Annotated in this window: 26 protein-coding genes; 12 read left to right on the forward strand and 14 right to left on the reverse strand. The window is 66.5% G+C overall.

Annotation, left to right across the window (positions count from 1 at the left end; all coding sequences use genetic code 11):
• Nucleotides 1-16: 16 nt before the first annotated feature.
• Together greA and LFT45_RS06985 are read right to left on the reverse strand one after the other, a co-directional pair.
• Nucleotides 17-511: a transcription elongation factor GreA gene (greA, locus tag LFT45_RS06980; RefSeq protein WP_236807671.1), complete on the reverse strand. Its 495-nt coding sequence runs from the start codon at nucleotides 509-511 to the stop codon at nucleotides 17-19.
• 202 nt (nucleotides 512-713) lie between these two features.
• The gene (locus LFT45_RS06985) at nucleotides 714-1181 is read right to left on the reverse strand and encodes a DUF4307 domain-containing protein (protein WP_236807672.1); all 468 of its coding nucleotides are present in this window, start codon (nucleotides 1179-1181) and stop codon (nucleotides 714-716) included.
• Between the two features lie 84 nt (nucleotides 1182-1265).
• On the opposite strand from LFT45_RS06985, the gene mca reads away from it, so the two are divergent.
• The 3 genes from mca (at nucleotide 1266) to LFT45_RS07000 (ending at nucleotide 4824) form a co-directional block, all read left to right on the forward strand.
• Nucleotides 1266-2171, forward strand: a complete 906-nt coding sequence (gene mca, locus LFT45_RS06990; protein WP_236807673.1) for a mycothiol conjugate amidase Mca — start codon at nucleotides 1266-1268, stop codon at nucleotides 2169-2171.
• A 183-nt stretch (nucleotides 2172-2354) separates the two neighbouring features.
• On the forward strand, nucleotides 2355-2633 hold the full coding sequence (locus LFT45_RS06995; RefSeq protein WP_111904104.1) for a hypothetical protein: 279 nt from the start codon (nucleotides 2355-2357) through the stop codon (nucleotides 2631-2633).
• Nucleotides 2611-4824: a thioredoxin domain-containing protein gene (locus LFT45_RS07000; protein WP_236807674.1), complete on the forward strand. Its 2214-nt coding sequence runs from the start codon at nucleotides 2611-2613 to the stop codon at nucleotides 4822-4824. The genes LFT45_RS06995 and LFT45_RS07000 overlap by 23 nt, the downstream gene beginning before the upstream one ends.
• On the opposite strand, the gene trhA is transcribed toward LFT45_RS07000, so the two are convergent.
• A complete protein-coding gene (gene trhA / locus LFT45_RS07005) occupies nucleotides 4805-5446 on the reverse strand; it encodes a PAQR family membrane homeostasis protein TrhA (protein WP_442863618.1) in 642 nt (213 codons plus the stop codon). The two genes, LFT45_RS07000 and trhA, sit on opposite strands and share 20 nt — an antisense overlap.
• 252 nt (nucleotides 5447-5698) lie before the next feature.
• Between trhA and LFT45_RS07010 the strand changes: the two genes are divergently transcribed.
• Nucleotides 5699-6460: an isoprenyl transferase gene (locus tag LFT45_RS07010; RefSeq protein ID WP_236809082.1), complete on the forward strand. Its 762-nt coding sequence runs from the start codon at nucleotides 5699-5701 to the stop codon at nucleotides 6458-6460.
• Nucleotides 6461-6764: 304 nt separating this feature from the next.
• Entirely contained in the window at nucleotides 6765-8201 is a 1437-nt protein-coding gene (locus tag LFT45_RS07015; RefSeq protein ID WP_236807676.1) for a PhoH family protein, read from the forward strand.
• Nucleotides 8202-8262: 61 nt separating this feature from the next.
• Here the strand turns inward: LFT45_RS07015 and LFT45_RS07020 are convergent, their stop codons facing one another.
• The 3 genes from LFT45_RS07020 to LFT45_RS07030 form a co-directional block, all read right to left on the reverse strand.
• The gene (locus tag LFT45_RS07020; protein WP_236807677.1) at nucleotides 8263-8919 is read right to left on the reverse strand and encodes a GNAT family N-acetyltransferase; all 657 of its coding nucleotides are present in this window, start codon (nucleotides 8917-8919) and stop codon (nucleotides 8263-8265) included.
• Between the two features lie 51 nt (nucleotides 8920-8970).
• Entirely contained in the window at nucleotides 8971-9525 is a 555-nt protein-coding gene (locus LFT45_RS07025) for a hypothetical protein (RefSeq protein ID WP_236807678.1), read from the reverse strand.
• A 107-nt stretch (nucleotides 9526-9632) separates the two neighbouring features.
• Nucleotides 9633-10415 carry a hypothetical protein gene (locus tag LFT45_RS07030; RefSeq protein ID WP_236807679.1) on the reverse strand — a complete coding sequence of 261 codons (783 nt, stop codon included), beginning with the start codon at nucleotides 10413-10415 and terminating at the stop codon, nucleotides 9633-9635.
• A 58-nt stretch (nucleotides 10416-10473) separates the two neighbouring features.
• Between LFT45_RS07030 and LFT45_RS07035 the strand changes: the two genes are divergently transcribed.
• Nucleotides 10474-11025, forward strand: coding sequence for a prepilin peptidase (locus tag LFT45_RS07035; RefSeq protein ID WP_236807680.1), 552 nt, complete (start codon nucleotides 10474-10476; stop codon nucleotides 11023-11025).
• Between the two features lie 131 nt (nucleotides 11026-11156).
• Here LFT45_RS07035 and LFT45_RS07040 read toward each other — a convergent pair whose 3' ends face one another.
• Genes LFT45_RS07040 through LFT45_RS07050 form a run of 3 tightly spaced genes read right to left on the reverse strand, consistent with a single transcriptional unit; the run spans nucleotide 11157 to nucleotide 15259 of the window.
• Entirely contained in the window at nucleotides 11157-12842 is a 1686-nt protein-coding gene (locus tag LFT45_RS07040; protein WP_236807681.1) for an MDR family MFS transporter, read from the reverse strand.
• On the reverse strand, nucleotides 12839-13522 hold the full coding sequence (locus LFT45_RS07045; protein WP_236807682.1) for a TetR/AcrR family transcriptional regulator: 684 nt from the start codon (nucleotides 13520-13522) through the stop codon (nucleotides 12839-12841). Before LFT45_RS07045 ends, LFT45_RS07040 begins: the two co-directional genes overlap by 4 nt.
• A 57-nt stretch (nucleotides 13523-13579) precedes the next feature.
• Nucleotides 13580-15259 carry a PucR family transcriptional regulator gene (locus tag LFT45_RS07050; protein WP_236807683.1) on the reverse strand — a complete coding sequence of 560 codons (1680 nt, stop codon included), beginning with the start codon at nucleotides 15257-15259 and terminating at the stop codon, nucleotides 13580-13582.
• 129 nt (nucleotides 15260-15388) lie between these two features.
• On the opposite strand from LFT45_RS07050, the gene LFT45_RS07055 reads away from it, so the two are divergent.
• From LFT45_RS07055 to LFT45_RS07075, 5 genes are all read left to right on the forward strand, one after another.
• Nucleotides 15389-16687 carry an alpha-hydroxy acid oxidase gene (locus tag LFT45_RS07055; RefSeq protein WP_236807684.1) on the forward strand — a complete coding sequence of 433 codons (1299 nt, stop codon included), beginning with the start codon at nucleotides 15389-15391 and terminating at the stop codon, nucleotides 16685-16687.
• Nucleotides 16687-17631 (forward strand): ABC transporter substrate-binding protein, encoded by a 945-nt coding sequence (locus LFT45_RS07060; RefSeq protein WP_236807685.1) that lies wholly within the window; start codon nucleotides 16687-16689, stop codon nucleotides 17629-17631. Before LFT45_RS07055 ends, LFT45_RS07060 begins: the two co-directional genes overlap by 1 nt.
• Nucleotides 17632-17643: 12 nt before the next feature.
• Complete coding sequence (locus LFT45_RS07065) at nucleotides 17644-18588, forward strand: amino acid ABC transporter permease (RefSeq protein ID WP_236807686.1); 945 nt, start codon at nucleotides 17644-17646, stop codon at nucleotides 18586-18588.
• On the forward strand, nucleotides 18588-19352 hold the full coding sequence (locus tag LFT45_RS07070; protein ID WP_272912782.1) for an amino acid ABC transporter ATP-binding protein: 765 nt from the start codon (nucleotides 18588-18590) through the stop codon (nucleotides 19350-19352). Before LFT45_RS07065 ends, LFT45_RS07070 begins: the two co-directional genes overlap by 1 nt.
• A 70-nt stretch (nucleotides 19353-19422) precedes the next feature.
• Nucleotides 19423-19803 (forward strand): RidA family protein, encoded by a 381-nt coding sequence (locus tag LFT45_RS07075; RefSeq protein ID WP_236807687.1) that lies wholly within the window; start codon nucleotides 19423-19425, stop codon nucleotides 19801-19803.
• A gap of 138 nt (nucleotides 19804-19941) precedes the next feature.
• On the opposite strand, the gene LFT45_RS07080 is transcribed toward LFT45_RS07075, so the two are convergent.
• The 3 genes from LFT45_RS07080 to LFT45_RS07090 form a co-directional block, all read right to left on the reverse strand.
• The gene (locus LFT45_RS07080) at nucleotides 19942-21369 is read right to left on the reverse strand and encodes a class II fumarate hydratase (protein WP_111904113.1); all 1428 of its coding nucleotides are present in this window, start codon (nucleotides 21367-21369) and stop codon (nucleotides 19942-19944) included.
• Between the two features lie 87 nt (nucleotides 21370-21456).
• Complete coding sequence (locus LFT45_RS07085) at nucleotides 21457-22071, reverse strand: carbonic anhydrase (protein ID WP_236807688.1); 615 nt, start codon at nucleotides 22069-22071, stop codon at nucleotides 21457-21459.
• Nucleotides 22072-22080: 9 nt separating this feature from the next.
• Nucleotides 22081-22749, reverse strand: a complete 669-nt coding sequence (locus LFT45_RS07090; protein ID WP_236809088.1) for a DUF4245 domain-containing protein — start codon at nucleotides 22747-22749, stop codon at nucleotides 22081-22083.
• 205 nt (nucleotides 22750-22954) lie between these two features.
• Between LFT45_RS07090 and glpX the strand changes: the two genes are divergently transcribed.
• Nucleotides 22955-23992: a class II fructose-bisphosphatase gene (gene glpX / locus LFT45_RS07095; RefSeq protein ID WP_236807689.1), complete on the forward strand. Its 1038-nt coding sequence runs from the start codon at nucleotides 22955-22957 to the stop codon at nucleotides 23990-23992.
• Between the two features lie 101 nt (nucleotides 23993-24093).
• Here the strand turns inward: glpX and LFT45_RS07100 are convergent, their stop codons facing one another.
• On the reverse strand, nucleotides 24094-24933 hold the full coding sequence (locus tag LFT45_RS07100; RefSeq protein WP_236807690.1) for an endonuclease domain-containing protein: 840 nt from the start codon (nucleotides 24931-24933) through the stop codon (nucleotides 24094-24096).
• Between the two features lie 250 nt (nucleotides 24934-25183).
• On the reverse strand, nucleotides 25184-26143 hold the full coding sequence (locus LFT45_RS07105; RefSeq protein WP_236807691.1) for a lipid II:glycine glycyltransferase FemX: 960 nt from the start codon (nucleotides 26141-26143) through the stop codon (nucleotides 25184-25186).
• Nucleotides 26144-26148: the final 5 nt, after the last annotated feature.

Below are 26148 nucleotides of genomic sequence, written 5' to 3' on the forward strand. Positions count from 1 at the left end.
GCGGACGGGTGCGGTGTTAGCCCGAGTAGGGCTTGGCGGAGATGATCTCCACCGAGATGTCCTTGCCGTTGGGGGCGGTGTAGCTGAGCTTGTCGCCCTCCTTGTGACCCATGATCGCGGCACCGAGCGGGGACTTGTCGCTGAAGACGTCCAGGTCCGAGTCGCCGGCGATTTCGCGGGAGCCGAGCAGGAAGGTCTCCTCGTCGCCGGCGATGCGGGCGACGACGATCATGCCCGGCTCAACAATTCCGTCGTCGGCCGGTGCCTCGCCGACGTGGGCGTCGCGGAGCAGAACGGTCAGCTGGCGGATGCGGGCCTCGATCTTGCCCTGCTCTTCCTTCGCAGCGTGGTAGCCGCCGTTCTCCTTGAGGTCACCCTCCTGACGCGCAGCGTCGATCTTCTGGACGATTTCCGCACGGCCAGGGCCGGAAAGGTGGTCCAGCTCTGCCTTCAGGCGGTCAAAAGCTTCCTGGGTAAGCCAAGCTGCAGGCGCGCTGTTAGTGGTAGACACGGACTTCTCCTCTAGTGGGTGTACAAGCGGTCATACAAACAAACACCCCGCCATGGTGGCCACCTGTGGAACTCAGTAACCATCTCAGCGGGGTAAAGGTATTGATCCATTGTAGTCAATCCCGTGGAGTAAACCCAATAACCAAGCGGTGTGGGTCACATGCCTTCTTCTGCTGCCGGTTTGCTGCGGGCCCGGCTGGTTCCTAGGCCGCGGGCTTCGGGATCCAGCAGCTGTCCACGACGCCCGAGACAGCCTGCGATTCGGTGCGCAGGACAACCCGCTGGGCGAGGGTGCGCCCGCCGTCGGCACTCTGGCCCTGCGCGTCCTGCTCCACCGGCGGAATGTCGACCACTTTCCAGCCGACCACGGCGAACTTGGAATCGAGCGCCTTGACGGCGCACTTGACCGCCGTGCCGGGTTCCCTCGTCACCTGGAAGTCCACCACGGACTGGGTGGCGTCGGTGGTCCGGTAGCCGATGTCCTTGAACGTCACCGACGCCGTGGCGTTGGACGTGGAGACCCAGGCCAGAAAGCCCATCCCGATTGCCAGGGCAACGATAACCGCCCAGCGCTTGGCCCTTCGGGACAGCCCGCGCTTTGGACGGCCATAGCGATTGGCTAGGCTAATGTCTGCAGGCTGGGAAGTGCCCGACTTGTCCTCGGTAGTCACCCTTCCAGTTTAGTGGCGATCTCCCGGGTAAATGTCCGGCGTCAGCACTGCAGTCAGTCCCAGGAGAAAGAGGAGCAGTCCCAGATGACAGCGTCCACCAGTCAGCCGCCGAAGCTTCGCCTGCTGACAGTCCACGCCCACCCGGATGACGAATCCAGCAAGGGCGCAGCCACCATGGCCATGTACGCCGCGGCCGGTGTGGACGTTATGGTCGCCACCTGCACGGACGGCTCACGCGGTGACATCCAGAACCCGGCCATGGAGGGCGCGCCCCATCCGAAGCGCGACATGGCCGGTGCCCGCCGCCTCGAAATGAACGAGGCCGCCAGGATCCTCGGCGTCCGGCAGCGCTGGCTGGGATTCGTGGACTCGGGGCTGCCCGAAGGGGATCCGCTTCCGCCCCTGCCGGCCGGTTGCTTCGCGCTGCAGCCCTTGGAACGGGCGGCGGGGCCCTTGGTCAGGCTGGTCCGGGACTTCAAGCCCCACGTCATCGTCAGCTACGACGAAAACGGCGGCTACCCGCATCCGGACCACATCATGGCGCACCGGGTTGCGGTGGAGGCCTTCGAGGCCGCAGGGGACCCGGCCAGGTATCCCGGCACCGGTGATGCGTGGGAGCCGAGCAAGCTCTACTACGACCGCGCTTTCAGCCCGGAACGCTTCCGCGCCCTGCACTTCGCGCTCGAGGAGGCCGGGCTCCAGTCGCCCTACGCCCAGCGCCTGGCCGCCTGGCTAGAGGCCGACGCAGAGGGGCACACCCCGCCGCTGCCAAAGCATGAGACCACCACCCAGGTGGACTGCGGCGACTTCTTCGAAGCCCGCGACGACGCCCTCCGCGCCCACCGGACCCAGGTGGACCCGCTGGGTTTCTTCTTTGCGGTGTCGGCGGAGATGCAGGCGCGCGTCTGGCCGTGGGAGGACTACACGCTGATCCAGTCGAAGGTGCCCCAGGAGCTGCCGGAAAGGGATCTCTTTGCGGGGCTAAGATAGAGACAAGAGACATTTTCTATCTCCCGTAGAACAACCCCGCAGAACAACCGCGTAGAAGACCGCGCAGAAGAACCGCGTAGACACCGTGCGGCGGCCAAAGCGGCCGCGGCTGCGCGGGTACCAACGGGCCAGGCGTCAGCCCACGCGGCGGACGGCGGTCCCAGCCTTGAGAAGGTTTGAATAGTGCACCATTTGCTCATCGCCCTGGCATCGTCCCCGGCACCCTCGCCGTCGCTGCGCCCCGGCCTGTCCCAGGACCAGGTCACGCCCGGCCTGCTTGGGTTCCTGCTGACCGCCTTCATTGTGGTGCTCTCCGCGCTGCTGATCGTGGACATGGTGCGCCGCATCCGCCGGGTGCGGTACCGCGCCCAGGTGGAGGAGGAACGGATGGCTGCCGCCGAGGCCGCGGACATCTCCCGCGACGATGCCGCCAACGGCAATGCAGGCCGCGCCGACACCTGATCCACGATCAGGGCAGCCCGGGTCACGGGAGCCCAAGCCGGGGGAGCGCAACGCCCTCGGCACGGAACCCTCTGCCTATCTGCGCCAGCACGCCGGCAACCCGGTGCACTGGCAGCCCTTCGGGGACGCCGCCTTTGCGGGTGCCGCGTCCCGGGACGTCCCCGTGTTTTTGTCCATCGGCTACGCCGCCTGCCACTGGTGCCACGTCATGGCCCGGGAATCGTTCGAGGACCAGGCCACCGCTGACTACCTGAACGGCCATTTCGTTGCGGTGAAGGTGGACCGTGAGGAGCGTCCGGACGTCGACGCCGTCTACATGGCCGCCACGCAGGCCATCAGCGGCGAGGGCGGCTGGCCGATGTCCGTCTTCCTGACCCCGGAGGGCCGGGCCTTCCACGCCGGCACGTACTTCCCGCCGCGGCCCATGCCCGGGCGGCCCTCCTTCCGCCAGGTCCTCGAGGCAGTGCACGAGGCGTGGACGGAGCGCCGCGACGCCGTGGAGGAGAACGCCCGCTCCCTCGCACAGAACATGGGCCAGGTGCAGCTCGCGGCGGCCGTGGACGTCTCCCGGCCGCCGGAACCGCTCGACGCCGGACTGCTGCAAGCCGCCGTGCGCTCCTTGGCCGGGTCTGAAGACCCCGACGACGGTGGGTTCGGCACCGCCCCCAAGTTCCCGCCGTCGGCCGTCCTGGAGTTCCTGGTCCGGCACGCGGCGGTGCCCTCGGACACCGCCGAAGAGGCCAGGGAGATGGCCGGGCGCACCCTCGCGGCCATGGCCCGCTCCGCGCTCTTCGACCAGCTCGACGGCGGCTTCGCGCGCTATTCGGTGACACGGGACTGGTCCGTTCCGCACTTCGAGAAGATGCTGTACGACAACGCCCAGCTGCTGCGCGTCTACGTGCACTGGATCAGGCTCGGCGGCACGGCCGGGTTCCCGGCCACCGAGGCCGCCGATGTTGCGGCGCGCACCGCCGACTGGATGCTCACGGCCCTGGGGCTGCCCGGCGGCGGACTCGCGTCCTCGCTGGATGCCGACACCGTGGTGGACGGCGAGCACCACGAAGGGGCCAGCTATCTGTGGACCCCCGCTGAGCTGGAGCGGGTGCTTGGCGCGGAGGATGCCGCTGCCGTCGCATGGATGATGAACGTCGGCGCCCGGGGCACCGTCTCGGAGCTCGGCTCGCCGCTGCACCCGGGCCGGGCGCTAAACGGTGACGAGGCGCGGCTCTGGCTGGACGTGATGCCCAGGCTCCGGGAGGCCCGCGCGCGCCGTCCGCAGCCCGCGCGGGACGAGAAGGTGGTGGCGGGCTGGAACGGACTGGCGGTGGCTGCGCTCGCGGAGGCCGGGGCAGTCCTGGACCGGCCGGACCTCGTGGCGGCAGCCGGCCGGATTGCCGGATATCTGGAACGGGTCCACTGGCGTGCGGACGCAGTGCAGTCGGCGCCGGGGGAGCAGGCAGCAGGTGTGCTGGCAGCAGGGAAGCTGGTCCGGGTTTCGCATGGCGGCGCGGCCCGGGGGATCGGCGGCCTGCTGGAGGACTATGCGTTCTGCGCGGACGGCTTCCTGGCCCTGTACTCGGCCACGGGCTCGCCGCGCTGGTACACGCTGGCCGAGGCGGTGATTCAGGCGGCGGGCACCAGGTTCGTTGACGGCGGGCGGCTCGCCGACTCGGCCGGGGAATCGGCGCAGGTGGTCAGCGCCCAGGGCGGGACGCCCGGCCTGGACTTCTTTGATGACGCCACGCCCAGCGGGGCGGCGGCCTTTGCCGGCGCCCTGCTGACCTACGCTGCCCTGTCCGGGTCCGCGGAACACCGGACCATGGCCGAAAGCATCCTCGTCCTGGTGCCCCCGCTCGCCACACGGGCACCGCGGGTGGCGGGCTGGCTGCTGGCCACAGCGCAGGCCGCGCTGGCGGGGCCGCTGGAGGCCGCCGTCGTCGGACCTGCCGGTCCCGAACGGGACGCCCTGCAGCGCGCGCTGCTGCTGTCCCCGAGTCCGGGGCTGGTGGTGGCGGTTGGGGAGGCTGAGGCGGACGACGGCGGGAAGCCGGCCGAGGTGCCGCTGCTGCGGCAGAGGCCCGCCGGGCCCGGCGGTGCGCCGCTTGTCTACGTCTGCCGCGGCATGGTCTGCGACCGGCCCGTGGCGACCCTTGAGGCGGCGTTGGAGCGGGTCAGCTCAGCACTGCGATGAGGATGGCCGCGAAGTGCGCGGCGAAGGCCAGCACCGTGAAGGCGTGGAACAGCTCGTGGAAGCCGAAGTGCCGGTAGCTGAAGTTGGGCTTTTTGAGGGCGTAGAACACTGCCCCGGCGATGTAGAAGGCCCCGCCAACGCAGATGAGCAGCGCCGCCGGGACGCTCGCCGCGAAAAAGGCAGGCAGGTAGAAGAGGGACCCGCATCCGAGGCCGATGTAGATGGGCACGTACAGCCATCGGGGTGCGTCGGTCCAGAGCAGCCGGAACAGCACGCCCAGGATTGCGGCGGACCAGATCAGCCAGAGCAGGAACTCCGCCGTCGGCCTGTCCAGGAGGCTCCACGCGAGCGGCGTGTAGCTGCCGGCGATCACCAGCATGATGTTGGTGTGGTCCAGCCGTTTGAGGACGCGTTTGACGCCGGGGGACCAGTTGCCGCGGTGATACACGGCGCTGATGCCGAACAGCAGGACACCGGTGAACGCGTAGATGGCGGACGTGATCTGGCGGTCCGCGGTTGGCGCCACCGCCACCAGGACGATCCCGGCAGCCAGGGCGAACGGGGCGGTGACCGTGTGGATCCATCCCCGCCACTTGGGCTTGATCGTCAGCAGTTCCGCGATGCGTGCTGCGGCGTCGTCCGCGGCGGTGGGTTCTGCCTTTGACGGCTCCGGTCCGCCGTCCGGGGCGTTGCTTTTCATGTCATCCAGAATAACCTACGGTTCAGTAAGTTACTCTCCGGTAACCGCTACCTGCGGGGTTCCTGCCGCCCGTCCGGTGGGCTTCGGAGGGCCGCCTGCACGCGGCCGCAGCCTCCGGGCGGTAGCCTAGGACTTGCACAAAAGTCGTACAGAGGAAGTCAGGTGAGTCTCCGGATGGAATGGCCCGGGTTCCTCTATGGCTTCTATGAGCGCAAGCTTCTCCGCTCCCTGGAGCCGGAGCGGATCCCCCGGCACATCGGCGTGATGGTGGACGGCAATCGGCGCTGGGCCCGGCAGTTCAATGCCCCCACGAGCCAGGGCCACCAGGCCGGCGCGGACAAGATCCATGAGTTCCTCGGCTGGTGCCAGGAGCTGGGCGTCAGGGTGGTCACGCTGTATATGCTCTCCACGGACAACATGAACCGTTCCGGCGAAGAGCTTGACCTGCTCATGGGCATCATCGCCAACACGCTGGACCGCCTCGACGAGGACGCCGACATTTCGGTCCACGCCATGGGTGCCCCGGAGCTGCTCCCGGACTACCTGGCGGAGCGCCTGACCACCCTCACGGCAAGGACGCCGGTGCGGGAGAAGCTGCACGTGAATGTGGCCGTCGGCTACGGCGGCCGGCGCGAGATCGTGGACGCGGTGCGCGAGCTGCTGCACGACGCCGTGGCGCACAAGGCGGACATCAGCGAGCTGGCCGACACCCTGAGCGTGGAGGACATCTCGCGTTTTCTCTATACGCGCGGCCAGCCTGATCCGGACCTGGTCATCCGGACTTCCGGCGAGCAGCGGCTCTCAGGTTTTCTGATGTGGCAGAGCGCCTACAGCGAGTTCTACTTCTGCGAGGCCCTGTGGCCGGCTTTCCGGAAGGTGGATTTCCTTCGCGCCCTGCGCGACTACGCCGGCAGGCAGCGGCGCTTCGGGTCCTGACCGTTGCCGGCGTCCGTTGGCGGCCCTAGGGGCCGCCCTTTTGCGCCGCCGTCGTGCATGTATTGGCCGCCGCCGTTCACGCCAAGTTCACACGCCGGCAACAGGAATCGCCGGAAGAAGACGTTGGAAATTAGTTCGGGGCGAATTACGTTGAATCCATCAGCAGGCAAACCGCCGGCTGATCGGGGAGGCCAGTACATGGAGCGATTCTTCGCACCGGTTGTATGGGAGGCCGGATCCGGCCTCGTGGCCGAGCCGCCTCACCAATAACAATTCCGGGCAGCGCCCCGGGGCTGGAGTCGATGTGGCTATTTCTGAACAACTGCCCGACGTCATCACGGACAAGGGTGAGAAGGCTACCTCTCGCGCCAAGCGAGCCAATTCAAAGACCGGTGCGGACACGAAAGACGCCGCAGCCGGTCTTGCTGTTTCCGGCCCACAGACTGAATCCCAGCCATCAGTCTCCACTTTCGTCATCGACACCTCCGTGCTGCTCTCCGACCCCCGCGCCCTGCTGCGTTTCGCGGAGCATGAAGTCATTGTGCCGATCGTGGTGATCACCGAACTTGAAGGGAAGCGGCATGATCCCGAACTCGGTTACTTCGCACGGAAGGCGCTCCGGCTCCTTGATGACCTTCGCATCCAGCACGGGGGGCTGAACCGGCCCATCCCGCTGGGCGACGCCGGCGGGACGCTCATGATCGAGATGAACCACATCTCGGCCGAAGTCCTGCCGGCCGGGTTCCGCGGCGGGGACAACGACAGCCGCATCCTCGCCGTCGCAAAGAACCTCTCCAACGAGGGGCGCAACGTCACCGTGGTGTCCAAGGACCTCCCCATGCGGGTCAAGGCCTCGGCCATGGGCCTGCTGGCCGACGAATACCGCAACGAGCTCGTAAAGGACTCCGGCTGGACCGGCGTCGCCGAGATCGATGCGAGCGACGAGGAGATCTCCACGCTTTACGGGCACGAACCGGTCTTCATCCCGGCGGCTGCAGAGATGCCGGTCAACACCGGCCTCGTGGTGCTCTCCAGCCGGGGATCGGCGCTCGGCCGCGTCGGTGCCGACAAGCAGGTCCGCCTGGTCAAGGGGGACCGCGACATCTTCGGCCTCCACGGCCGCTCTGCGGAGCAGCGGCTCGCCATCGACCTGCTGATGGACCCTGCGGTGGGCATCGTGTCCCTGGGTGGGCGCGCGGGCACCGGCAAGTCGGCCCTTGCCCTGTGTGCCGGCCTGGAGGCGGTGCTGGAACGCCGTGAGCACCGCAAGGTGATCGTCTTCCGCCCCCTGTTCGCCGTCGGTGGCCAGGAGCTCGGCTACCTGCCGGGCTCGGAGCAGGAGAAAATGAACCCCTGGGCGCAGGCGGTTTTCGACACCCTGGGCGCGCTCGTGAGCCAGGAGGTCGTGGAGGAGGTCATGGACCGCGGCATGCTGGAGGTCATGCCGCTGACCCATATCCGCGGACGCTCCCTGCACGACGCCTTCGTGATCGTGGACGAGGCCCAGTCGCTCGAGAAGAACGTCCTGCTGACCGTCATGAGCCGGATCGGGCAGAACTCGAAGATCGTCCTCACCCACGACGTTGCCCAGCGCGACAACCTCCGGGTCGGACGGCACGACGGCATCGCAGCCGTCGTCGAAACCCTGAAGGGCCACCCGCTCTTCGGCCACATCACCCTCACCCGGTCCGAACGCTCGCCCATCGCGGCACTCGTCACGGACCTGCTCGAAGGGGCGTAGCTATCGCTGGTTGAGCTTGCCGAAACCGAGTGCTGGTTTCGGCAGGCTCAACCACCCAGCCTCAGCCGGCAGCGACGCCCAGGAGGAACTTCGCCGTGGGTTCGTGGCCCTCTACCCTCAATTGCCAGTCTGGGCGGCGGAAGGTCGCCGGGGTGAGGCGGACCCGTTGGACTGTCTCCTGCTTGCCGCCCCACGACATGCGGGTGACGCCGTTCAGTTCGTAGCCGAGCGACCGGGAGACGCCCAGGGAGGCGGCGTTGCAGTCGGCGGCCTCGGATTCGCAGACGTCGGCGCCAAGCCAGTCAAAGGCGTAAAGCGCGACGGCGGCCCGCATCTCCTTGCCGAAGCCGCGGCCCTGCGCACTCTTCCGCAGCCACGATCCGGTGGCGGCTGTGCGGAGGACCGTGAAGTCCCTGGCCACAATGTCCTGGCAGCCGAGGAAGGTGCCCTCGTGCCAGATGCCCAGCGTCAGCGTCCAGGATTCGGGGGTGGAGGCGGCGCGGCACTGCCAGTACCAGCGGGCCATGTTGGCTCCAAGGTCACCGGCCGGGACAGCGGTCCAGGGTGTGCTGAACGGGTTGCGGCCCTCGTCGTGGATGCCACTGGCCGCCGCTTCGACCGCGGCGGGAATGTGGTCGTCGCGCAAAGGCCGCAGCGTGAGCCGGGGAGTGGCCAAGGCGAGCGCGAACGGAGGCCACATGGAGATCAGCTCGGTCATGCCGGAAGCCTAGCCGATGAGGGCCCTCCCTATGCCGCCGCGGCGCCGACGTCAGCTGGTGTGGTGCGACAGGCCGAGGGACAGCCGGGTGTTGCCGGGCCCTTCCAGCACCAGGGCGATCGCCTGGTTGGGCAGCTCAAAGACCATGGTGGCGTCCGCTGTATCTCCCTGCCCGAGCTGCGCCTTCGCCGGTGACGTCCACAACGGATGAATGCTGTTGGCGCCAAGGCCCGTCACCGAGAACTGCGACGTGTCCAGCGTGATGCCTTCACCTTCGAGAGCGGTGAACTGCACCAGAATCCTGACCCGGTGGGTCCCCGCGGACGGGCCCTCGTCCAGGACCTGGACGCGTTCAGGCGGAAGCCAGCCGTCCTTTTCAAGCGGGATGATGCCATTGACCCTCGCCGTTCCGCCGGGGATCGCAGCGCTCGCGCCCAGCGGCGTGCTGGCTTCCGGCTTGGCCGTCAGGAAGAGATATCCCAGCACGAGCCCCAGGGCGCAAAGCAGGGAGAGCGGGATCAGCAGCAGCTTCCTACGCCGCCGGGTAGCGGTCCTGCCGGTGGCGGCCGTGTCAGGTGTCGATACGTCTGGAGCCATGGTTGACATGGCACGAGTTTGCGGCCGGCAGGTTGGAAAAAGCCTGCGCGGCACCCCGCATTCCGGGTGGCCCGGGGCGGGGGTTCGTCAGGAGGGTCGCCCGGGGCGGGGGTTCGTCAGGCAGGGTTGGGACGCAGCGGCCACTGGATGTGCTCGCGCACATCAGTGAGGTTCATCGGTTCCGCCACGAAAAGATCATCCAGCATGTACTCATCAACGGCCAGGATCCGGATGCTGTGCCCGGGCAGCTGCCCCTCGCCGTCGAGCGGTTCGGCGCAGACACACACCCCCGTCCCGGCATCGATGCGGATTCTGGTCCGGCCCGGTCCGCACAAGGGTGCCGCCGGATCCAGCGGCCGGTACCCGGCATTCGGCGAGACCACGGTTTCCAGCGCCGCGCGGCCCTCGTGCGTCAGCTGTTGAACCGGCTCCAACAGTTCGACGGCGTTGGCGTTGGGGAACTCCAGCGGCACCGGGGCATTTCCGGCCAGCTCCACCGGATCCAGTGCAGCAGCGAACCGGCCGTTCCCGAACGAGGGTTCGCCGTACGCGGCCTCCGGGCGGCGCCGCACCAGCCCGCCGTCGTCGTACACCGGCGTCACCAGATGCGCGGGAAGAAGCCACGACTTCCGCGTGGCACTGATGTACAGGCCGTCACGGGAATCATTGATGCCCGTGGTGCTGCCCAGCAGCGTGCCGTCATCGGACTCCAGGCGCAGCGCGCCGGGGCGGCGCAGCCAGGCACGGACGGTGCCGGTGCCGGGAGTTTCGGCGTATTCGAAGCGCAGGGACTGCCATTTCCACGGGGACGAGCGGCAAAGGTTGCGAAAGGAAACGGCCGACGTGGGCGTGGCACCGCCGCCGTGCTCCTGCCGGTGTTTGGCGTCCCAGGTCCCCATATCCACAGTTTACGCGCGGCCCCGAGCGGCAGGCGGGCCAATCCAGTAGCATCCGAGAGTGATCCAACGACTTGGCGGACTATGGGAAGCGGCTCCACTCGCGTTCTGGCTGCTGCTGGCCGCGTGCGCCTACTTCGCCGTGATGGCCGTGCGGCTCACGGTCATCGACGTCCGGCACCACCTCCTGCCGAACAGGATTGTCTTCCCCTCCTATGGCGTTGCCGGTGTGCTGCTGCTGGGGGCGGTGCTCACCCTCGCGGCGGTGGAACCGTCCGGACTGCCCGACGGCGCGGCCCGCCTTTTCGGGGTGCCGGCGCTGAGGATTGCGGCCGGGGCAGCGGTGCTGTGGCTCTTCTACTTTGTGCTGCGCCTGGTGTATCCGCCCGGCATGGGCTTTGGGGACGTGAAACTCGCCGGCGTTCTGGGGCTGTACCTGGGCTACCTCGGCTGGCCGCATGTCTTCGCCGGGACGTTCGCCGCGTTCCTGCTCGGCGGTATTTGGAGCGTCGGCCTGCTGGCACTGCAGCGCGGGACGCTCAAATCGGCCATTCCGTTCGGGCCGTTCATGCTGGCCGGGGCCGCCGCGGCGATGGTCCTGCTGCCCGCCTGACCGCAGCCCCCGGCGCCACTAGGCCCCGGCACGAACGCAACCACCCGCCCCCGGCACGAACTGGCAGCTAATGCCTTCAAATCCCTGATTCGAGGGCATTAGCTGCCAGCTCGCGCTCGTGCAGCGGCAGGTCAGCGGCGCTGGCCGGCCAGCTCGCCGTCGTCGTCCTTTGCACCGTCAGCTTCACGCATGGCCGGTTCCCGAACTGCCGGTCGGCGCAGCGCGGCCTCGAGGAGCTCGGCCTCCTCACCGCCCACCGCCTCGCCGCGGGCCACCATGCCGGCGGTGTCCGAGAGCGGGATCTGCTTCAGCGTGATGGCCAGGAGCAGTGCAACGGCGATGAACGGGACGAGGTACCAGAACACCGGTGCCAGGGAATCGGCGTAGGCGTTGACGATCGCGTCCCGGAGTTGCTCCGGAAGCTGGCCGAGGGTCTGCGGGTCCAGCGTCTTCGTGGACTGGGAAGCCTGGCTGGCAGATGCGCCGGCGCCGGTGAAGGCGTTCGTCAGGGCCTCCGCGAGCCGGTTGGTGAAGATCGAGCCGAACACCGCCACGCCCAGGGCGGCCCCCACCTCGCGGAAGTAGTTGTTGGTGCTGGTGGCCGTGCCGATCTGGTCCGCCGGAACGGAATTCTGCACCACAAGGACGATGACCTGCATGATCAGGCCCAGGCCGGAGCCGAACAGGAACAGCTGGACGCAGATGATCCAGATGGGCGTCTCGGCAGACAGCGTGGTGAACCACAGCATGGCGGCGATGGTCAGGCTGGCGCCGAGAATCGGGAACATCTTGTACTTGCCGGTCTTGGAAATGCGGATACCGGAGTAGATGGACGTTCCCATCAGGCCGGCCATCATCGGGAGCATGAGAAGCCCCGACTCGGCGGCGGAGGTGCCCGAGGACATCTGCAGGAACGTGGGCACGAAGGCGATGGCGGCGAACATGCCCAGACCCAGGGTGAAGCCGATGGCGGTGGAGTTCACGAAGATCCGGTTCCGGAACAGGCTCAGCGGGATGATCGGATCTTCCGCGCGGCGTTCGGCCGCGACGAAGGCCGCCGCGGCGAGGACCAGGCCGGCGCCGAAAGCCCAGGTCAGGGGCGAATCCCAGCCTTCGTCCTTCTTGCCGCCAAAGTCAGTGAAGAAGATCAGGCAGGTGGTGGCAACGGACAGGAACAGGACGCCCAGGAAGTCGATCCGCTTTTCGGCTTTCTTGTTGGGAAGCGTCAGGGTGAACCAGGCGATGGTGAAGGCGGCGATGCCGATGGGGATGTTGATGTAGAAGGCCCACTCCCAGGTGAGGTGGTCAACGAAAAAGCCGCCCAGCAGCGGTCCGGCCACGGCTGACAGGCCAAAGATGGCGCCCAGCGGTCCCATGTACTTGCCGCGCTCCTTGGCGGGAACGATGTCCGCGATGATGGCCTGCGAGAGGATCATCAGGCCGCCGCCGCCCAGCCCCTGGATGGCCCGGAAGACGACAAAGCCCCAGAAATCCGTCGCGACGGCACAGCCCACGGACGCAAGCGTGAACAGCGCGATGGCGACGAGGAAGAGGTTCCTGCGGCCGAGGATATCGCCGAATTTGCCGTAGACCGGCATGACGATGGTGGTGGCCAGGAGGTACGCGGTGGTGATCCAGGCCTGGTGCTCGACGCCGCCGAGCTTGCCCACGATGGTGGGCATGGCAGTGGAGACGATGGTCTGGTCGAGGCTGGAGAGCAGCATGCCGGCGATCAGCGCGGAAAAGATGATCCAGATGCGTTTCTGGGTCAGCAGCAGCGGTCCGGCTGCGGCTTTGGAACTGACGGCGGTGCTCATGACTGTCCTTCTGCGGAGGGGGAAACGGGGTGGCCGGTCGGGCGGGAATACGGTTGGGAGAGCAGCAACCTGGCGGCCTCGAAGTTTTCGAGCAGCAGGTCACGGTACGTGCGGGTGTTGCCTTCGGAGAAGTAGGCGAGGCTGGTGTGCCGGGCGATGTTTCCCATGACCACCACCGCCATGCGCACCACGGGGTGGTCGGCCGGAACGCCTTCGCGCTCGGCGAGGAGCCGGGCAAAGTGGGCTTCCCGCTCCTCCGTGGCGCCGATGATCTTGAGCATCAGCTGCGGTTCCTTCTTGATGACGCCGATCAACTCGCGGGTCTCCTCCTCGGAGCTGCTCATCCGCTCGGACATGCTGAGCGAGAGCTGAAGGAGGTCCTGAAGCAGGTTCGCGGAGAGCTCGCCCTTCGGGGAACCCTGCCCACCGCGGAGGAATTCGTCGAAGAGGTCTTCGGGCATTTCGTCGTCCACGTGCCCCAGGATGGCGTCTTCCTTGGTGGGGAAGTAGTTGAAGAAGGTCCGCCGGGAGATGCCCGCCTGCTCGCACACGTCCTCCACGGTGTAGCCGGTGAGGCCGCGCTCGGACGTCAGGGAACGGGCGACGGCGGTAATCGCCGCGCGTGTCGCGGCCCGTTTGCGCTCGCGGAGCCCCCCGCCAATAGTTGCACTCTCATTCACAAAGTACAGTTTTGCACTATTCCCAATTGAGTGCAATTTAGATCGGGGGTTCTGCCGTTATGCCGACGGATGGGGTTTTTCCCGGGGTGCCAGGTCCATGGTGGTGAGGCGCAGCCAGAGCCAGAGCCGCTTCTGGGGGTCGTCCAGGTCGAGGTCAAAGTCCTTGGCGAGGCGTGCGACGCGGTAGCGGACGGTGTTGTTGTGGACGTGAAGGCGTTCCGCCATCGTGGAGATGCTTCCGTTCGACATCAGGTACGCCCGCAGGGTGCCCAGGTAGTCGGTTTGCTGTGCGGCATCGCGGGCCTGGATCCTGGTGATGTCGTCGACGTCGGAGAGTCCGTTTTCGGTGATGAAGGCCCCGACCCTCATGAGATTGAGGGGGACCCGGTAGTCCTCGAAAAGCCCGACGGCGGGGGATGGCCCGCCGCTGGAACCCGGCACTTCCGTCTGCTGGAGGAGTAGGTACTGCATCGTTTGCAGTGCTTCGGACCGGGCTCCCGGAAGGTCCTCCACTTTGGGGGCGATGCCGCCGACGGCGGCTACGAGCGGGTGCGGGCTGATTGTGTGGGCATAGGCACTGACCTCCTGGATCAGGCGCCGGTGCGCATCCCTCGGTGTGCTTCCCGCACACGGCAGCAGGGCGTAGACCACCGAGTCAATGAGGGCGCTGTGGCTGCTGTTGAACTGGATGTTGCAGACCGTCGTCACGAGGTGCAGCAGCCGCCGGATTTCCCGCACCGACTCAAGGCTGCCCGCGTCGGGGCGGACAATCGAAAACGCGGCAACTGCAAGCCCGTGGGCTGCATCGAGTCCCAGCTGGGCGGCGGCAAACGAAGCGTGGGCGGGGTCGTCCATGAGGGTCCGGATCAGGTCCCCGTTCCGGCGTTCACCGAAGTCTGAAGCTGAGCGGGCGTGGAGCATGTGGAGGCCGGCCAGGGGTGCCATCCGGTCGAGTGCGTTCAGTGCAGCCTCCCGCTTGTCTTCTCCCGGGTCGATGACCCAGATCGAGCCAAGCAGTTCACCACCGGCTCTTACGGCGAGCGCGAGCCTGTCCAGCTCCTCGCCGCCCGCGGGTATCAGCACCGCGCCCGCGGATGCGTAGACGATTTTGAAGTCTGCATCGAAGGCAGGCGCCGTGATCTCTTGCAGGGAAAGGGTGGTGACGCGGCGGAGCTCGTCGACCGGCTGGCCCGGCAGCGTGGAGTATCCGAGCACCCGTCCGAGTGGATCCACGATGCTGGCTGCCCCGCTGGTGATCGACGCTGCTGCGTTGGCAAAGGCGTAAAGGTCACCGAGGCGGACTCCGGAAACAGAATCTGCGGCCGCGCCCGCGACGGATGCCCTGGCCAGTGTCACCAGGCGTGTCCAGTCCACACCGTCCGGAGCGACCAGGAGGGCCAGGCTGTGCATGACTGCAGCAGAGCGAAGCCTTTCCATGGACGCGCCATGGGCTTTGACAATCACAGCGGCCGCGTTGCTGTTGGAAGCCCGGTGCAGCAGCTGGTCGAAGTCCGCCGAGCCACAGGTCAGGCCGACGGCCAGGATGATCCGGTCATCGACGCTTGTCCACTCGTCCAGCGGATCGTACATGAGGACGCCCGAGACGGGGTGGCTCAGGTTCTCCGGGGTGGGGTTGGCATGCACCAGGTCGGCCTGGATCAGCTGGATGCAATCAGCAAGCCGTATCGCTGCCCCCGGGATGCCGCTCGCCGCTGCGTCCTGTTCGTCCGTCTCCACGTTTAGAAAATATCACAGGCGCTACCCCGACTCTTTGGCGGCATTCACATATAGACGCCGTGAGATCTGGGTCACCATAGGGGAAGGAAGCGACAGGGCATTCCCGAACGAAAACCAAAAGGATGGATTATGAAGTTCAAGGACATCAAGGCCCTCGCCTCGGTGCAGGGGCCTGCCGGGTCCACGGCCGAGCGCCTGTCCCGGCGCGGCTTCAGCGTCGAGGATATGAGGAAGATGGCCGCCAAGCGACTTCCCGGAAGCATTTTTGATTACATTGAGGGCGGCAGTGAGGATGAGGCTTCCCTTCGGCGGAACCGGTCATCCTTCGACGAGTGGTCCTTCCTCCCGAAGTGGGGATCGGTGGGCAACCTCGATCTCAGCTCGACTCTGCTGGGTGGCCGGGTAGCCATGCCGCTGACCCTCGCCCCAACTGGCGGGACCAGGCTGTTCCACCCCGAAGGCGAGAGTGCAGCCGCCCGCGCAGCCTTTGAGGCCGGTGTCCCGTACGGGCTGGCGCATCTGAGCACTACGCCCATGGAACGCGTGAGTGCCGCAGCCCCCGGACTCCGCCGGTGGTTCAATATCGAACCCATGGCGGACAAGGTGGAACTTCAGGCAGTCCTGGACAGGGCAGCAAGGGCAGGCTACGAAGCCCTCCTGGTGAACGTCGACTGCCGGGCCATCGGCCACCGTGAGCGGGACTACCGGAACGGATTCACCGCACCGCCCTCCATCAAGGTCAAAACGGTTGTGGAGGGGGCGCTGCACCCCCGGTGGGCCTTCGGATTCCTGGCCCACGACGCCATTGCGTTCCCCAACCTGGACGCGGAAATCCCGGACGGTGAGCTTTCGAGCACCCCTGACATGTGGCGGACACTGCTGGCCGGTTCGTACGAACCGACCGACTGGGATGACATCCGGGATCTGCGGACCCGCTGGAACGGCCCCATCATCCTCAAGGGAGTGGTCAACCCCAACGACGCCGTCCTGGCCGCCGAGATCGGCATCGACGCCATCCAGGTCAGCAACCACGGCGGGCGCCAGCTGGATCACATGGCCTCGCCACTGGACGTGCTACCGGACATCGTCGGCAGGGTGGAGGGCCGGCTTGAGATCATTGTCGACGGCGGCATCCGCCGGGGATCCGACATTGTCAAGGCGCTCGCCCTGGGCGCGGACGCCTGTTCCATCGGCCGGCCGTATCTTTACGGCCTGGCAGCAGCCGGCCAGGCCGGAGTAGCCCATGTGCTCAGGATGCTCGCAGCCGACATGACACGCACCATGATGCTGCTGGGCGTTTCCACCATCCGGGAGCTCCGCACAGAAGGCCGTGAGCTCATCCGGCACAGCAGCGAGGCCTTCTCCCGCACATCTCCCAGTGAAAGCCCGCAGGCCCGGTTGGCCTTCGAAGAAATGAGCACCCCGTGATGAAAACTCGCACTGGCACGGCACGGGCCCGGCGCCCCCGGCCGGGCCTGCCCGCCGCCGTCGTGACTGCAGCGTTGCTGCTGGCCGCGACCGCCTGCTCGCCCTCCACAACCTCTTCCGCTTCCGCGGGCGAGGGCGCCGGGCAGGACACCGGCGTCCCGGCCCTTGCCGTCAACGAAGGTGCTGCGCGGCTGCTCCCCGAACCGGTCAAATCGACCAAGGTGCTGCGGGTGGCGATCCCCACCAACGAGCCCCCCACGCAGTTTTACCGGGAGGGCACCCAGGAAATGACGGGAACCAACCCCGACGTCGCCCGCCTCCTTGGGCAGGCCCTGGGGGTCAAAGTGGAGATCCAGGTCGCCAACTTTGACTCCATCATCCCCGGGATGGCCGCGGGCCGATACGACCTGACCGTCTCCTCGATGACTCCCACAGCCAAGCGCATGGAGGTCCTGGATTTCGTTGACTACATGCAAGCGGGCAATTCCATTGCGGTTGCCAAGGGCAACCCACAGGGAATCAGCGATCAACACGCCCTGTGCGGCCGGAAAGTCGGCCTCCTGACGGGGTCGTACCAGCTTGCCGTCAATGTCCCCGAGTACGACCAGGCCTGTACCGCGGGCGGCAAAGACACCATCCAGAGAAGCGAGTTCCAGGATACGCGGCAGGCAATCTCGGCCCTTACCAGCGGGCGGCTGGACGCCGTCCTGGCCGATTCACCCATCCTGAACTACGCGGCCACGCAGAACGCCCAAATCGAAATCGCCGCAAAATACGATTTCACACCGGTCGGGATAGGCATGCCGAAGGACTCCGGCCTGGTCAATGCCGTGTCCGCGGCGCTCACCGGGGTGATCAAGAGCGACTCCTACCGCAAGGTGCTCGGGAAGTACGGGCTTGAATCCAGCGCCATCACCGACGCCCGCGTCAATTTCGCCCAATAGAAGGTGAACATCATGCAACAACACTCTATCCAGGACACCAGGACACAGCCTTCGCCGGCGCCGGCCGATTCCATTCCGGTGGTGCCGCTCCGGCACCCGGTGCGGCTGGCCATCGCCGTCGTCCTCATCCTCGCCGCGTTCAGCGCCGCATGGGATGTGGCGGTGAACGAGCGGTATCACTGGGACGTGGTCATTTCCTACATCGTCGCCCCGCAGATCATCGCCGGTGCCGGTCTGACCATCCTCCTCACCGTCGTGTCCATGACCGCGGGCATCGCACTGGGCACCGTCCTGGCGGTCATGCGGCTCTCAGCGAACCCAATCCTGAGCACCATCAGCCGTGGCTACATCTGGTTCTTCCGCGGCACCCCACTGCTCGTGCAGTTGATCTTTTGGTACAACATTGCCGCCCTGTATCCCGTCGTTGCCTTCGGTCTTCCCTTTGGCGGTCCCGCACTGGTCCTTGGCTCGGCGAACGTCCTCATCTCCCCGCTGGCCGCCGCGCTGCTGGGACTGTCCCTGAACGAGGCCGCCTACATGGCAGAGATTATCCGGGGAGGCATCGGGTCGGTGGACAAGGGACAGTACGACGCTGCCAGGGCCCTCGGAATGGACGGCGGAAAGCTCATGCGTCGCGTCATCCTGCCCCAAGCCATGCGCGTGGTGCTGCCGCCGACCGGCAACCAGGTCATTTCCATGCTCAAAGGCACGGCCCTGGTCAGCGTCCTGGCCATCTCGGACCTGCTCTACTCGGCCCAAATCATCTACGCCAACAATTACCAGACGATCCCGCTGCTCATCGTCGCCAGCCTCTGGTACCTGCTCATGACAACCGTCCTGAGCTTCTTCCAAACAAAACTTGAACGACGCTACGGCCGCGGCTTCGACGCCGCGCCGCGCCGGCCCCGCCGTTCACAGAGGCGGTCGCAGCCCCAATCACAGACAAGGACAGCATGATGAGCACCGCAATGGTGGAAGCCCGGGGAGTCCGCAAGAGCTTCGGCTCAACGGAAATCCTCAAGGGCATCGATTTGAGGGTCGAACGTGGCTCGGTAACCTGCCTCATCGGCCCGTCCGGCTCCGGGAAGACCACTTTCCTCCGCTGCATTAACCACCTGGAAAAGGTCGACGCCGGGCGCCTGTACGTGGATGAACACCTCGTCGGCTACACGGAGCGCAACGGGCGGCTCTATGAAATGAAGGAGCGCCAGACGGCCCGGTCACGGCTCAACGCGGGAATGGTTTTCCAGCGGTTCAACCTGTTCCCGCACATGACCGTGCTTGAGAACATCGTGGAAGGCCCCGTCCACGTGCTCGGCCGCCCGCGCGCCGAGGTGGCCGCCGAGGCGCAGGTTCTGCTGGAACGCGTCGGGCTCGGGAACCGCGGACAGTCCTACCCGCAGGAACTCTCCGGCGGGCAGCAACAGCGGATCGCGATCGCGCGGGCGCTGGCTATGAAGCCCAAGCTCCTGCTCTTCGACGAGCCCACCTCCGCGCTCGACCCGGAACTCGTCGGCGAGGTTCTCGACGTCATGAAGTCCCTCGCCGAGGCCGGGATGACCATGGTGGTCGTCACCCATGAACTCGGCTTCGCCCGCCAGGTCAGCGACCAAGTGGTGTTCATGGACCAGGGAGTCGTCGTCGAAAGCGGAGCCCCGGCGCAGGTCCTTGGCGCCCCGCAGCACGAACGCACCCAGGCCTTCCTTTCCAAGGTCCTCTAAACATCAAGGTCCTCTGAACATCATCATCCAGGCCGGCCATACCACCCGGCCATCAGAAAGGAACAGACAAATGCTCCGAGAACAGGTCAGCACAGACCTCGCGCCGGCCCCCGCCGGGCCCTACTCCCAGGCCATCGTCGCCAACGGTTTCCTCTTCACCGCGGGACAGACACCCCACGACCCCGTCACCGACGAAACTGTCGGCACCACCATCGAAGAGCAGACAGTGCAGGCCATGAAAAACCTGGCCGCCGTCCTGAACGCGCACGGACTGGACTTCTCCCACGTGGTGAAGGCCACCGTCCATCTTCACCACCCGGGCCGTGACTTCCCGGGCTTCAACGCCACCTACCAGGAACTCGTCGAGGCCCCCTACCCGGCACGGACAACCGTCGGGTCGTTCCTGGGGGACTTCCTGGTCGAAATCGACGCGGTCGCAGCCATCCCCTAGGGGGCGAGTTTTTGTCCACATGTCGCGACTTCGGAGGCCTCCAAGTCGCGACATCTGGACGAAAACTCCAAAGCCAACGACGGCGGCCGCCCGCCTTCGCTGGGAAGGTGGGCGGCCGCCGTCGTACTTCTTGAGAGGTTAGGCCTTGTGGGCCGGAGCCGTCATGGTGGTGACGTCCAATGCCTTGTCCAGGTCAGCCTCGGAAACCTTGCCTTCGCCTTCACCGACGAAGCCGAGCTTCTCGGTGGCCTGCCGGACGGTCAGGCCCTCCTTGACGGCGGTCTTGGCGATCTTGGCGGCGTTTTCGTATCCGATGTACTTGTTCAGCGGGGTGACGATGGACGGCGAAGCCTCGGCGAGGAAGCGGGCGCGCTCGACGTTGGCGGTGATGCCGTCGATCATCTTGTCCGCCATGACGCGGCTGGTGTTGGCCAGCAGGCGGACGGACTCGAGCAGGTTCGCGGCCATGACCGGGATGCCGACGTTCAGTTCGAAGGCGCCGTTGGTGCCGGACCAGGCGATAGCGGTGTCGTTGCCGATGACCTGGGCGCACACCATGATGGACGCTTCGCAGATGACGGGGTTGACCTTGCCCGGCATGATGGACGAGCCCGGCTGCAGGTCCGGAATGGCGATCTCGCCGAGGCCGGTGTTGGGGCCGGAGCCCATCCAGCGCAGGTCATTGTTGATCTTCATGAAGGAGATGGCAATGTTGCGCAGCTGGCTGGAGGCTTCGATGAGGCCGTCGCGGTTGGCCTGGGCCTCGAAGTGGTCACGGGCCTCGGTCAGCGGCAGGCCGGTGTCCGTGGCGAGCAGCTCGATGACGCGCTCCGGGAAGCCTGCCGGGGTGTTGATGCCGGTGCCCACGGCGGTGCCGCCGAGGGGAACTTCGGCCACGCGGGGGAGCGCGGCGTTGATGCGCTCGATGCCGTAGCGGACCTGCGCGGCGTAGCCGCCGAACTCCTGGCCCAGGGTGACCGGGGTGGCGTCCATGAGGTGCGTGCGGCCGGACTTGACGACGTCCTTGAACTCAACGGCCTTGCGCTCCAGCGATTCGGCGAGGTAGCCGAGGGCCGGAATGAGGTCGTTGATCAGGGCCGAGGTGGCGGCAACGTGGACGGAGGTGGGGAACACGTCGTTCGAGGACTGCGAGGCGTTGACGTGGTCGTTGGGGTGGACCACCTTGTCACTGCCGGCAGCCTTCAGGGCGCGCGTAGCCAGTTCGGCGAGGACCTCGTTGGTGTTCATGTTCGAGGACGTGCCGGAGCCGGTCTGGAAAACGTCGATGGGGAAGTCGCCGTCGTACTTGCCCGTAGCCACCTCGTCGGCAGCTTCCGCGATCGCCTTGGCCAGCTCGCCGTCGAGCACACCCAGTTCAGCGTTGGCCTGGGCAGCGGCCTTCTTGACCCGGGCCAGCGCCTCAATGTGCGCACGTTCCAGGGTTTTTCCGGAGATCGGGAAGTTCTCGACTGCACGTTGCGTCTGCGCGCGGTACAGGGCGTTCACGGGGACGCGGACTTCGCCCATCGTGTCATGTTCAATGCGGAACTCTTCAGTGGAAGTCATGGGGCTAGCTTAGGACGCCCGGGCACCGCATCGAAAACCGTGAACGGCTTGCTACAGGCGGCCGGCCCGGGCGTCTTCAGGCTGCTTCTAGAGCTCGCCGATTCCGGAAACAAGCTCCGCGTGGCCGTCCGCGAGGCTGTAGGAGAGCCCGATCACGGCGGCCCGGCCCGACTCGATTGCGTCCGAAATCACACGGGAGCTGTCCACGAGGCGGTGCGAGGTCTGCTTGACGTGCTCCACCACCATGTCGTTGACCTCCGTCTGGTCGTTGCGGAGCGAGGTCAGGACCGACGGCGTGATGCGCTCGACGAGGTCGCGGATGAAGCCGGCCGGCATCTGGCCGGTTTCGACGGCGGACTTCGTGGCGGTGACCGCTCCGCAACTGTCATGGCCGAGGACCACGATCAGCGGCACGCCCAGCACGCCGATGCTGTACTCCAGCGAGCCGAGGACGGCGTCGTCAATGACTTGGCCCGCGGTCCGGACGACGAAGACGTCGCCGAGCCCGACGTCGAAAATGATCTCGGCCGCGAGCCGTGAATCGGAGCAGCCGAAGATCACCGCAAAGGGATGCTGGGTTTCCACCAGGGATGAGCGCCGGGAGGCGTCCTGGTTCGGGTGCGAGGATTCACTGTTAACGAAGCGTTCGTTGCCTTCGCGCAGACGGCGCCAGGCCAGGGCAGGAGTCAGGTAAGTGGTCACGGCCCCACCTTACGGTGCGGGGCTCGCCGAAGGGGAAACCGTGACAGCGGGGTTACTTTCCAGGGATTTGACGACGGCGGCAGCCAGGACTGCGAATTCCTCCAGTTGGGCGTCGCCGGCCAGGACCACGGTAGTTCCGCGGTAGGCGAGCACCATGCTCTTCTCGCCCTTGCCCGTGTCATGGAGTTCCCACTCCTTGCCGCCGGCGTTGCGCGTGCCGGTGACGGGGGCGTTCTTGGTCTGCTGCACGAGCCAGCTGGGGTTGGCCTTGCCGGTCTGCGTCAGACCGATGAATTTTTCCTTCGGGGTGATGTAGCCGACCTCCCAGGCCGCGACGCCGGTGCCGCTGGCCGCCGCCCAGCGGGCGTAGTTCGGGTGGAATGTGTCGCCCGCCGCGGGGGCCACCGGTGTGAATCCCGCCACACCCGCAGCGTTCGAGGCTATGGCGCTGACGTCGATGTTGGGGCGGAAGCCGTCCGACTTCGGGGACGGGTTCATCAGGACGATCGGCAGGAACGCCGCGACGCTCACCAGCAGGGCGATGATCATTCCGATCACCGAGGCGTTGGCCCGTTTCGCGGCGGCCGCGGGAATTACGGGCTTGACGGGCTGGCCGGCCGACGAAGGGGAGGGGGCGGGAGCCTGCACGCGGCTCGAGGGGGCGGACTGGTCCTGCATATCACTCACCCTTCTATAGTCGCCCATGCAGGGTCCGAACTCACATTCGATGCCGGCGGCGGTGAGGCCGGCCGTCCGTTACGAGGCGTAGTCATCCCACACCCGGGCCCCGCGGTGGCGACTATGATCAGTTACAGAGGAATCGCCGCGATGGTCGACTCAGGCCTGGCGGGTCCAAAGATCGCCACTCGAAGAAGAGGTTCACGTGTCACCAGCGTCCATTACCCAGAAGTACTCAACGCTTTCCCCGTCGCTCGCCGTCGGAACTGACGAGCCGGACCGCAACCTCGCCCTTGAACTTGTCCGCGTGACTGAAGCGGCGGCCATCGCCGGCGGCCACTGGGTTGGCTTCGGCGACAAGAACAAGGCGGACGGCGCCGCCGTCGACGCGATGCGTTCCTTCCTTCAGACCGTCCACTTCAATGGCGTAGTGGTCATCGGTGAAGGCGAAAAGGACGAAGCTCCGATGCTGTTCAACGGCGAACAGGTTGGTGACGGCACCGGTCCCGAGTGCGACGTCGCCGTCGACCCCATCGACGGAACCCGCCTGACCGCACTGGGCATCAACAACGCCCTGGCCGTCCTGGCCGTCGCCGAGCGCGGCTCCATGTTCGACCCCTCCGCCGTGTTCTACATGGAAAAGCTGGTCACCGGGCCTGAAGCCGCCGACATGGTGGACCTGCGTTTGCCCGTCAAGCAGAACCTGCACCTGATCGCCAAGGCCAAGGGCGTGAAGGTCAACCAGCTCAACGTCATGATCCTGGACCGTGACCGCCACCGCCCGCTGGTCGAGGAGATCCGCGACGCCGGTGCGCGCACCAAGTTCATCATGGACGGCGACGTTGCTGGCGCCATTGCGGCTGCCCGCTCCGGCACCGGCGTCGATGCCCTGATGGGCATCGGTGGAACCCCGGAAGGCATCGTGGCGGCCTGCGCCATAAAGTCCCTGGGCGGCGTGATCCAGGGCCGGCTGTGGCCCACGAGCGATGACGAGAAGCAGAAGGCGATCGACGCCGGCCACGACCTCGAGCGGGTCCTCTCCACCAACGATCTCGTCACCAGCGACAACTGCTACTTCGCCGCCACCGGCATCACGGACGGCGACCTCCTCAAGGGCGTGCGCTACTCCAAGGACAAGGTCCTGACGCAGTCGATCGTCATGCGCTCCAAGTCCGGCACCATCCGCTTCGTGGACGGCGAGCACCAGGCCAGCAAGTGGGAAGGCTACGCCCGCAAGAACTAGCCCCCCGGCTTCCCCAGCGCGAACGAACACTTGAGCCCCGCATCCGTCACGGATCCGGGGCTCAAGTGTGCATTCACGCTCTTTTTGCGTGCAGTCGACGTTCAGGTTCCCGACGCCCGACGACGCTGCTGACCCAGAATCGTCGCCCTGACCTTCTCGAGGACAAACGGCTTATCGCCGTCGACGTCATCTTTGAAAATTCTGAGCTCCGTCCAGCCGAGGCGCTCGGTGGTCTCCTTGCGCCTCCGGTCACGCGCGGCCTGGTCCGGATCCGAATGGTGCCCGCCGTCGTACTGCAGCGCCAGGCGGTGTAGCGGATAGGCGGCGTCCGGCCACACCGCAGGCTGGCCCCAGCTGCTGTGGATCACATGATTTAACACCGGTTCGCCGAGTTTCGTTCGAGCCAGGGCCAGCCGCATCTTTGTTTCCTGCGGAGAATCGGATCCGACGCGGATCTCGGGAAGCGCCAAGCGCGCGGTCTTCACGCCGCGCATGCCAGGATGCGAGGCGACCATTCGCCGGAGGTCATCGATGGTGGCCAACGGAGTCCTTGGCTTCGGAAATTCTGGCCCGTGGGCAACAACCACCGAGTCTCCCGCGGCGATCAGCTCATCAACACTGAGAAGACCGGCGAGATCCAGCCACGTCCTGGCTGGCGAGGTAACCCGGACGCCGTCGTGCGTCACTACCTCGCCGGGTTTGAACGTCATCCGGTGACCGACCACATTTCGCCGGCGCGGCTGACTTCCGTTTCGGTTACGCGCAACATGGATCCTCCAGTCCTCCTGCATCCAGCCGGGAAGGCCAAACTCCCAGATGCGGGCGCCGGAGTGATGGGTGAGGATCGACGAGTCATCCAGCGCAGTGTAGGCACGCAAATTCGCCGGAGTTGTCGCATTCCCCTGCAGTGAGACGCGAACCCCGCGTGAGGGAATGGCCACGTCAGGCTTCCGTTGGCGCCGCCGCGAAACCCCGGATGCAGCGGCGTGGGATGAAGTGAATGATCCTCCGAGTAAGTCAGGGGGAAGCGGCGAGAGACCCATGCTTCAGTTTGCACCCGCAGAAGGGCACGTTGGACGTTATCCACAGGTGGAGTCTCCGAGTGGAGCGCGAACGTACACTTGCGGCCCGGACATTTCCGGGCGGCGGGGCCAAGTGCTCAGCGGGTGGGACCCAAGTGTTCGTTCGCGCTCAGCGGGTGGGGCGCTTGATGAGGGCCTTGATGCCGTCGCGGAGCTTACGCGCCACCTGGTAGGCCGCGTAGCGGGGCCGGTTGACGGGCAGGTCCCAGGTTCCGGGGTAGGCGATCTCGCGCCCGCCGAACGACTTCTTGAATGCGGTGAACCCTGCCCACTTGTGGTCAGGCTCCCCGGCCGGGGCCACGCCCCACAGGTCCACGTGCTTCAGGCCCTTCTCCTGGGCATCGGCCATGAGCGTCACCAGGAGGGGGATGCCTGCGCTGAGCTTGCGGTGGGTGTCATCCATGGCCGCGTGGGCGTACGTCCGGGTGTCCGCCGAATCGTAGGCCAGCGCTGCCGCCACCGGACCGCCGTGCAGGTCGGCGATGAACAGCGTCGCGGCGCCAGCGGGCATGAGGGACTCGGCCACCTGCGTCAGGTACTCGTCGCTCTGCGGTTTGAAGCCGTTCCGCCGCGCCGTCATATGGAGGAAGTTCAGGAGCACGCGGATGTCTTCAGGGTCCTGCGTGGAGCGGAACGTCACGCCCTTCTTGTGGATGTTCCGGTACAGGTTGCGGTTGACCGGCTTCATCTCCGCCAGGACCTCCTTGAAGTCCCGGTCCAGGTCCACGATCCAGCTGAGTTCGGGCTGCTGGTTCACCGGGGCAGGCTGCAGGCCCCGGCTCCGCAGGGCATCCGGCGCACTCGAAGGGTCCAGGCCGGCAGAAACCGGCTCGATCCGGATGAAGACGGCGCCGCAGGACGCCGCCAGGCCCCGGAGCGCCGCCAGCGCGGCGTCGAACGCCTCGACCGACCCGGCCACCGGGCCGTAAGGCGCGTACAGGACCTTGCCCGCGGGGTTCTTTTCCTCGATGGCCAGGAAGCTCCAGCCGGGACCGGATTGCCGGTGCACGCGGCGTCCCAGCGACTTCTGGAAATCCTCCCAGGCCTTCGTTTGCAGGAAGTACTCCACGGCGT

The organism is Arthrobacter sp. FW305-BF8, assembly GCF_021789315.1.
GTDB lineage: Bacteria > Actinomycetota > Actinomycetes > Actinomycetales > Micrococcaceae > Arthrobacter.

Bases quoted from the DNA above. Each gene is read 5' to 3' on its own strand.
- LFT45_RS07030 (WP_236807679.1), bottom strand. From the start codon at position 10,415: ATGGGGACCTGGGACGCCAAACACCGGCAGGAGCACGGCGGCGGTGCC.
- LFT45_RS07055 (WP_236807684.1), top strand. From the start codon at position 15,389: ATGAAGTTCAAGGACATCAAGGCCCTCGCCTCGGTGCAGGGGCCTGCC.
- LFT45_RS07075 (WP_236807687.1), top strand. From the start codon at position 19,423: ATGCTCCGAGAACAGGTCAGCACAGACCTCGCGCCGGCCCCCGCCGGG.
- LFT45_RS07020 (WP_236807677.1), bottom strand. From the start codon at position 8,919: ATGACCGAGCTGATCTCCATGTGGCCTCCGTTCGCGCTCGCCTTGGCC.
- LFT45_RS07000 (WP_236807674.1), top strand. From the start codon at position 2,611: ATGCAGGCCGCGCCGACACCTGATCCACGATCAGGGCAGCCCGGGTCA.
- LFT45_RS07010 (WP_236809082.1), top strand. From the start codon at position 5,699: ATGGAATGGCCCGGGTTCCTCTATGGCTTCTATGAGCGCAAGCTTCTC.
- LFT45_RS07090 (WP_236809088.1), bottom strand. From the start codon at position 22,749: ATGCAGGACCAGTCCGCCCCCTCGAGCCGCGTGCAGGCTCCCGCCCCC.
- LFT45_RS07065 (WP_236807686.1), top strand. From the start codon at position 17,644: ATGCAACAACACTCTATCCAGGACACCAGGACACAGCCTTCGCCGGCG.
- LFT45_RS07070 (WP_272912782.1), top strand. From the start codon at position 18,588: ATGAGCACCGCAATGGTGGAAGCCCGGGGAGTCCGCAAGAGCTTCGGC.
- LFT45_RS07040 (WP_236807681.1), bottom strand. From the start codon at position 12,842: ATGAGCACCGCCGTCAGTTCCAAAGCCGCAGCCGGACCGCTGCTGCTG.
- LFT45_RS07025 (WP_236807678.1), bottom strand. From the start codon at position 9,525: ATGTCAACCATGGCTCCAGACGTATCGACACCTGACACGGCCGCCACC.
- mca (WP_236807673.1), top strand. From the start codon at position 1,266: ATGACAGCGTCCACCAGTCAGCCGCCGAAGCTTCGCCTGCTGACAGTC.
- LFT45_RS07060 (WP_236807685.1), top strand. From the start codon at position 16,687: ATGAAAACTCGCACTGGCACGGCACGGGCCCGGCGCCCCCGGCCGGGC.
- LFT45_RS07080 (WP_111904113.1), bottom strand. From the start codon at position 21,369: ATGACTTCCACTGAAGAGTTCCGCATTGAACATGACACGATGGGCGAA.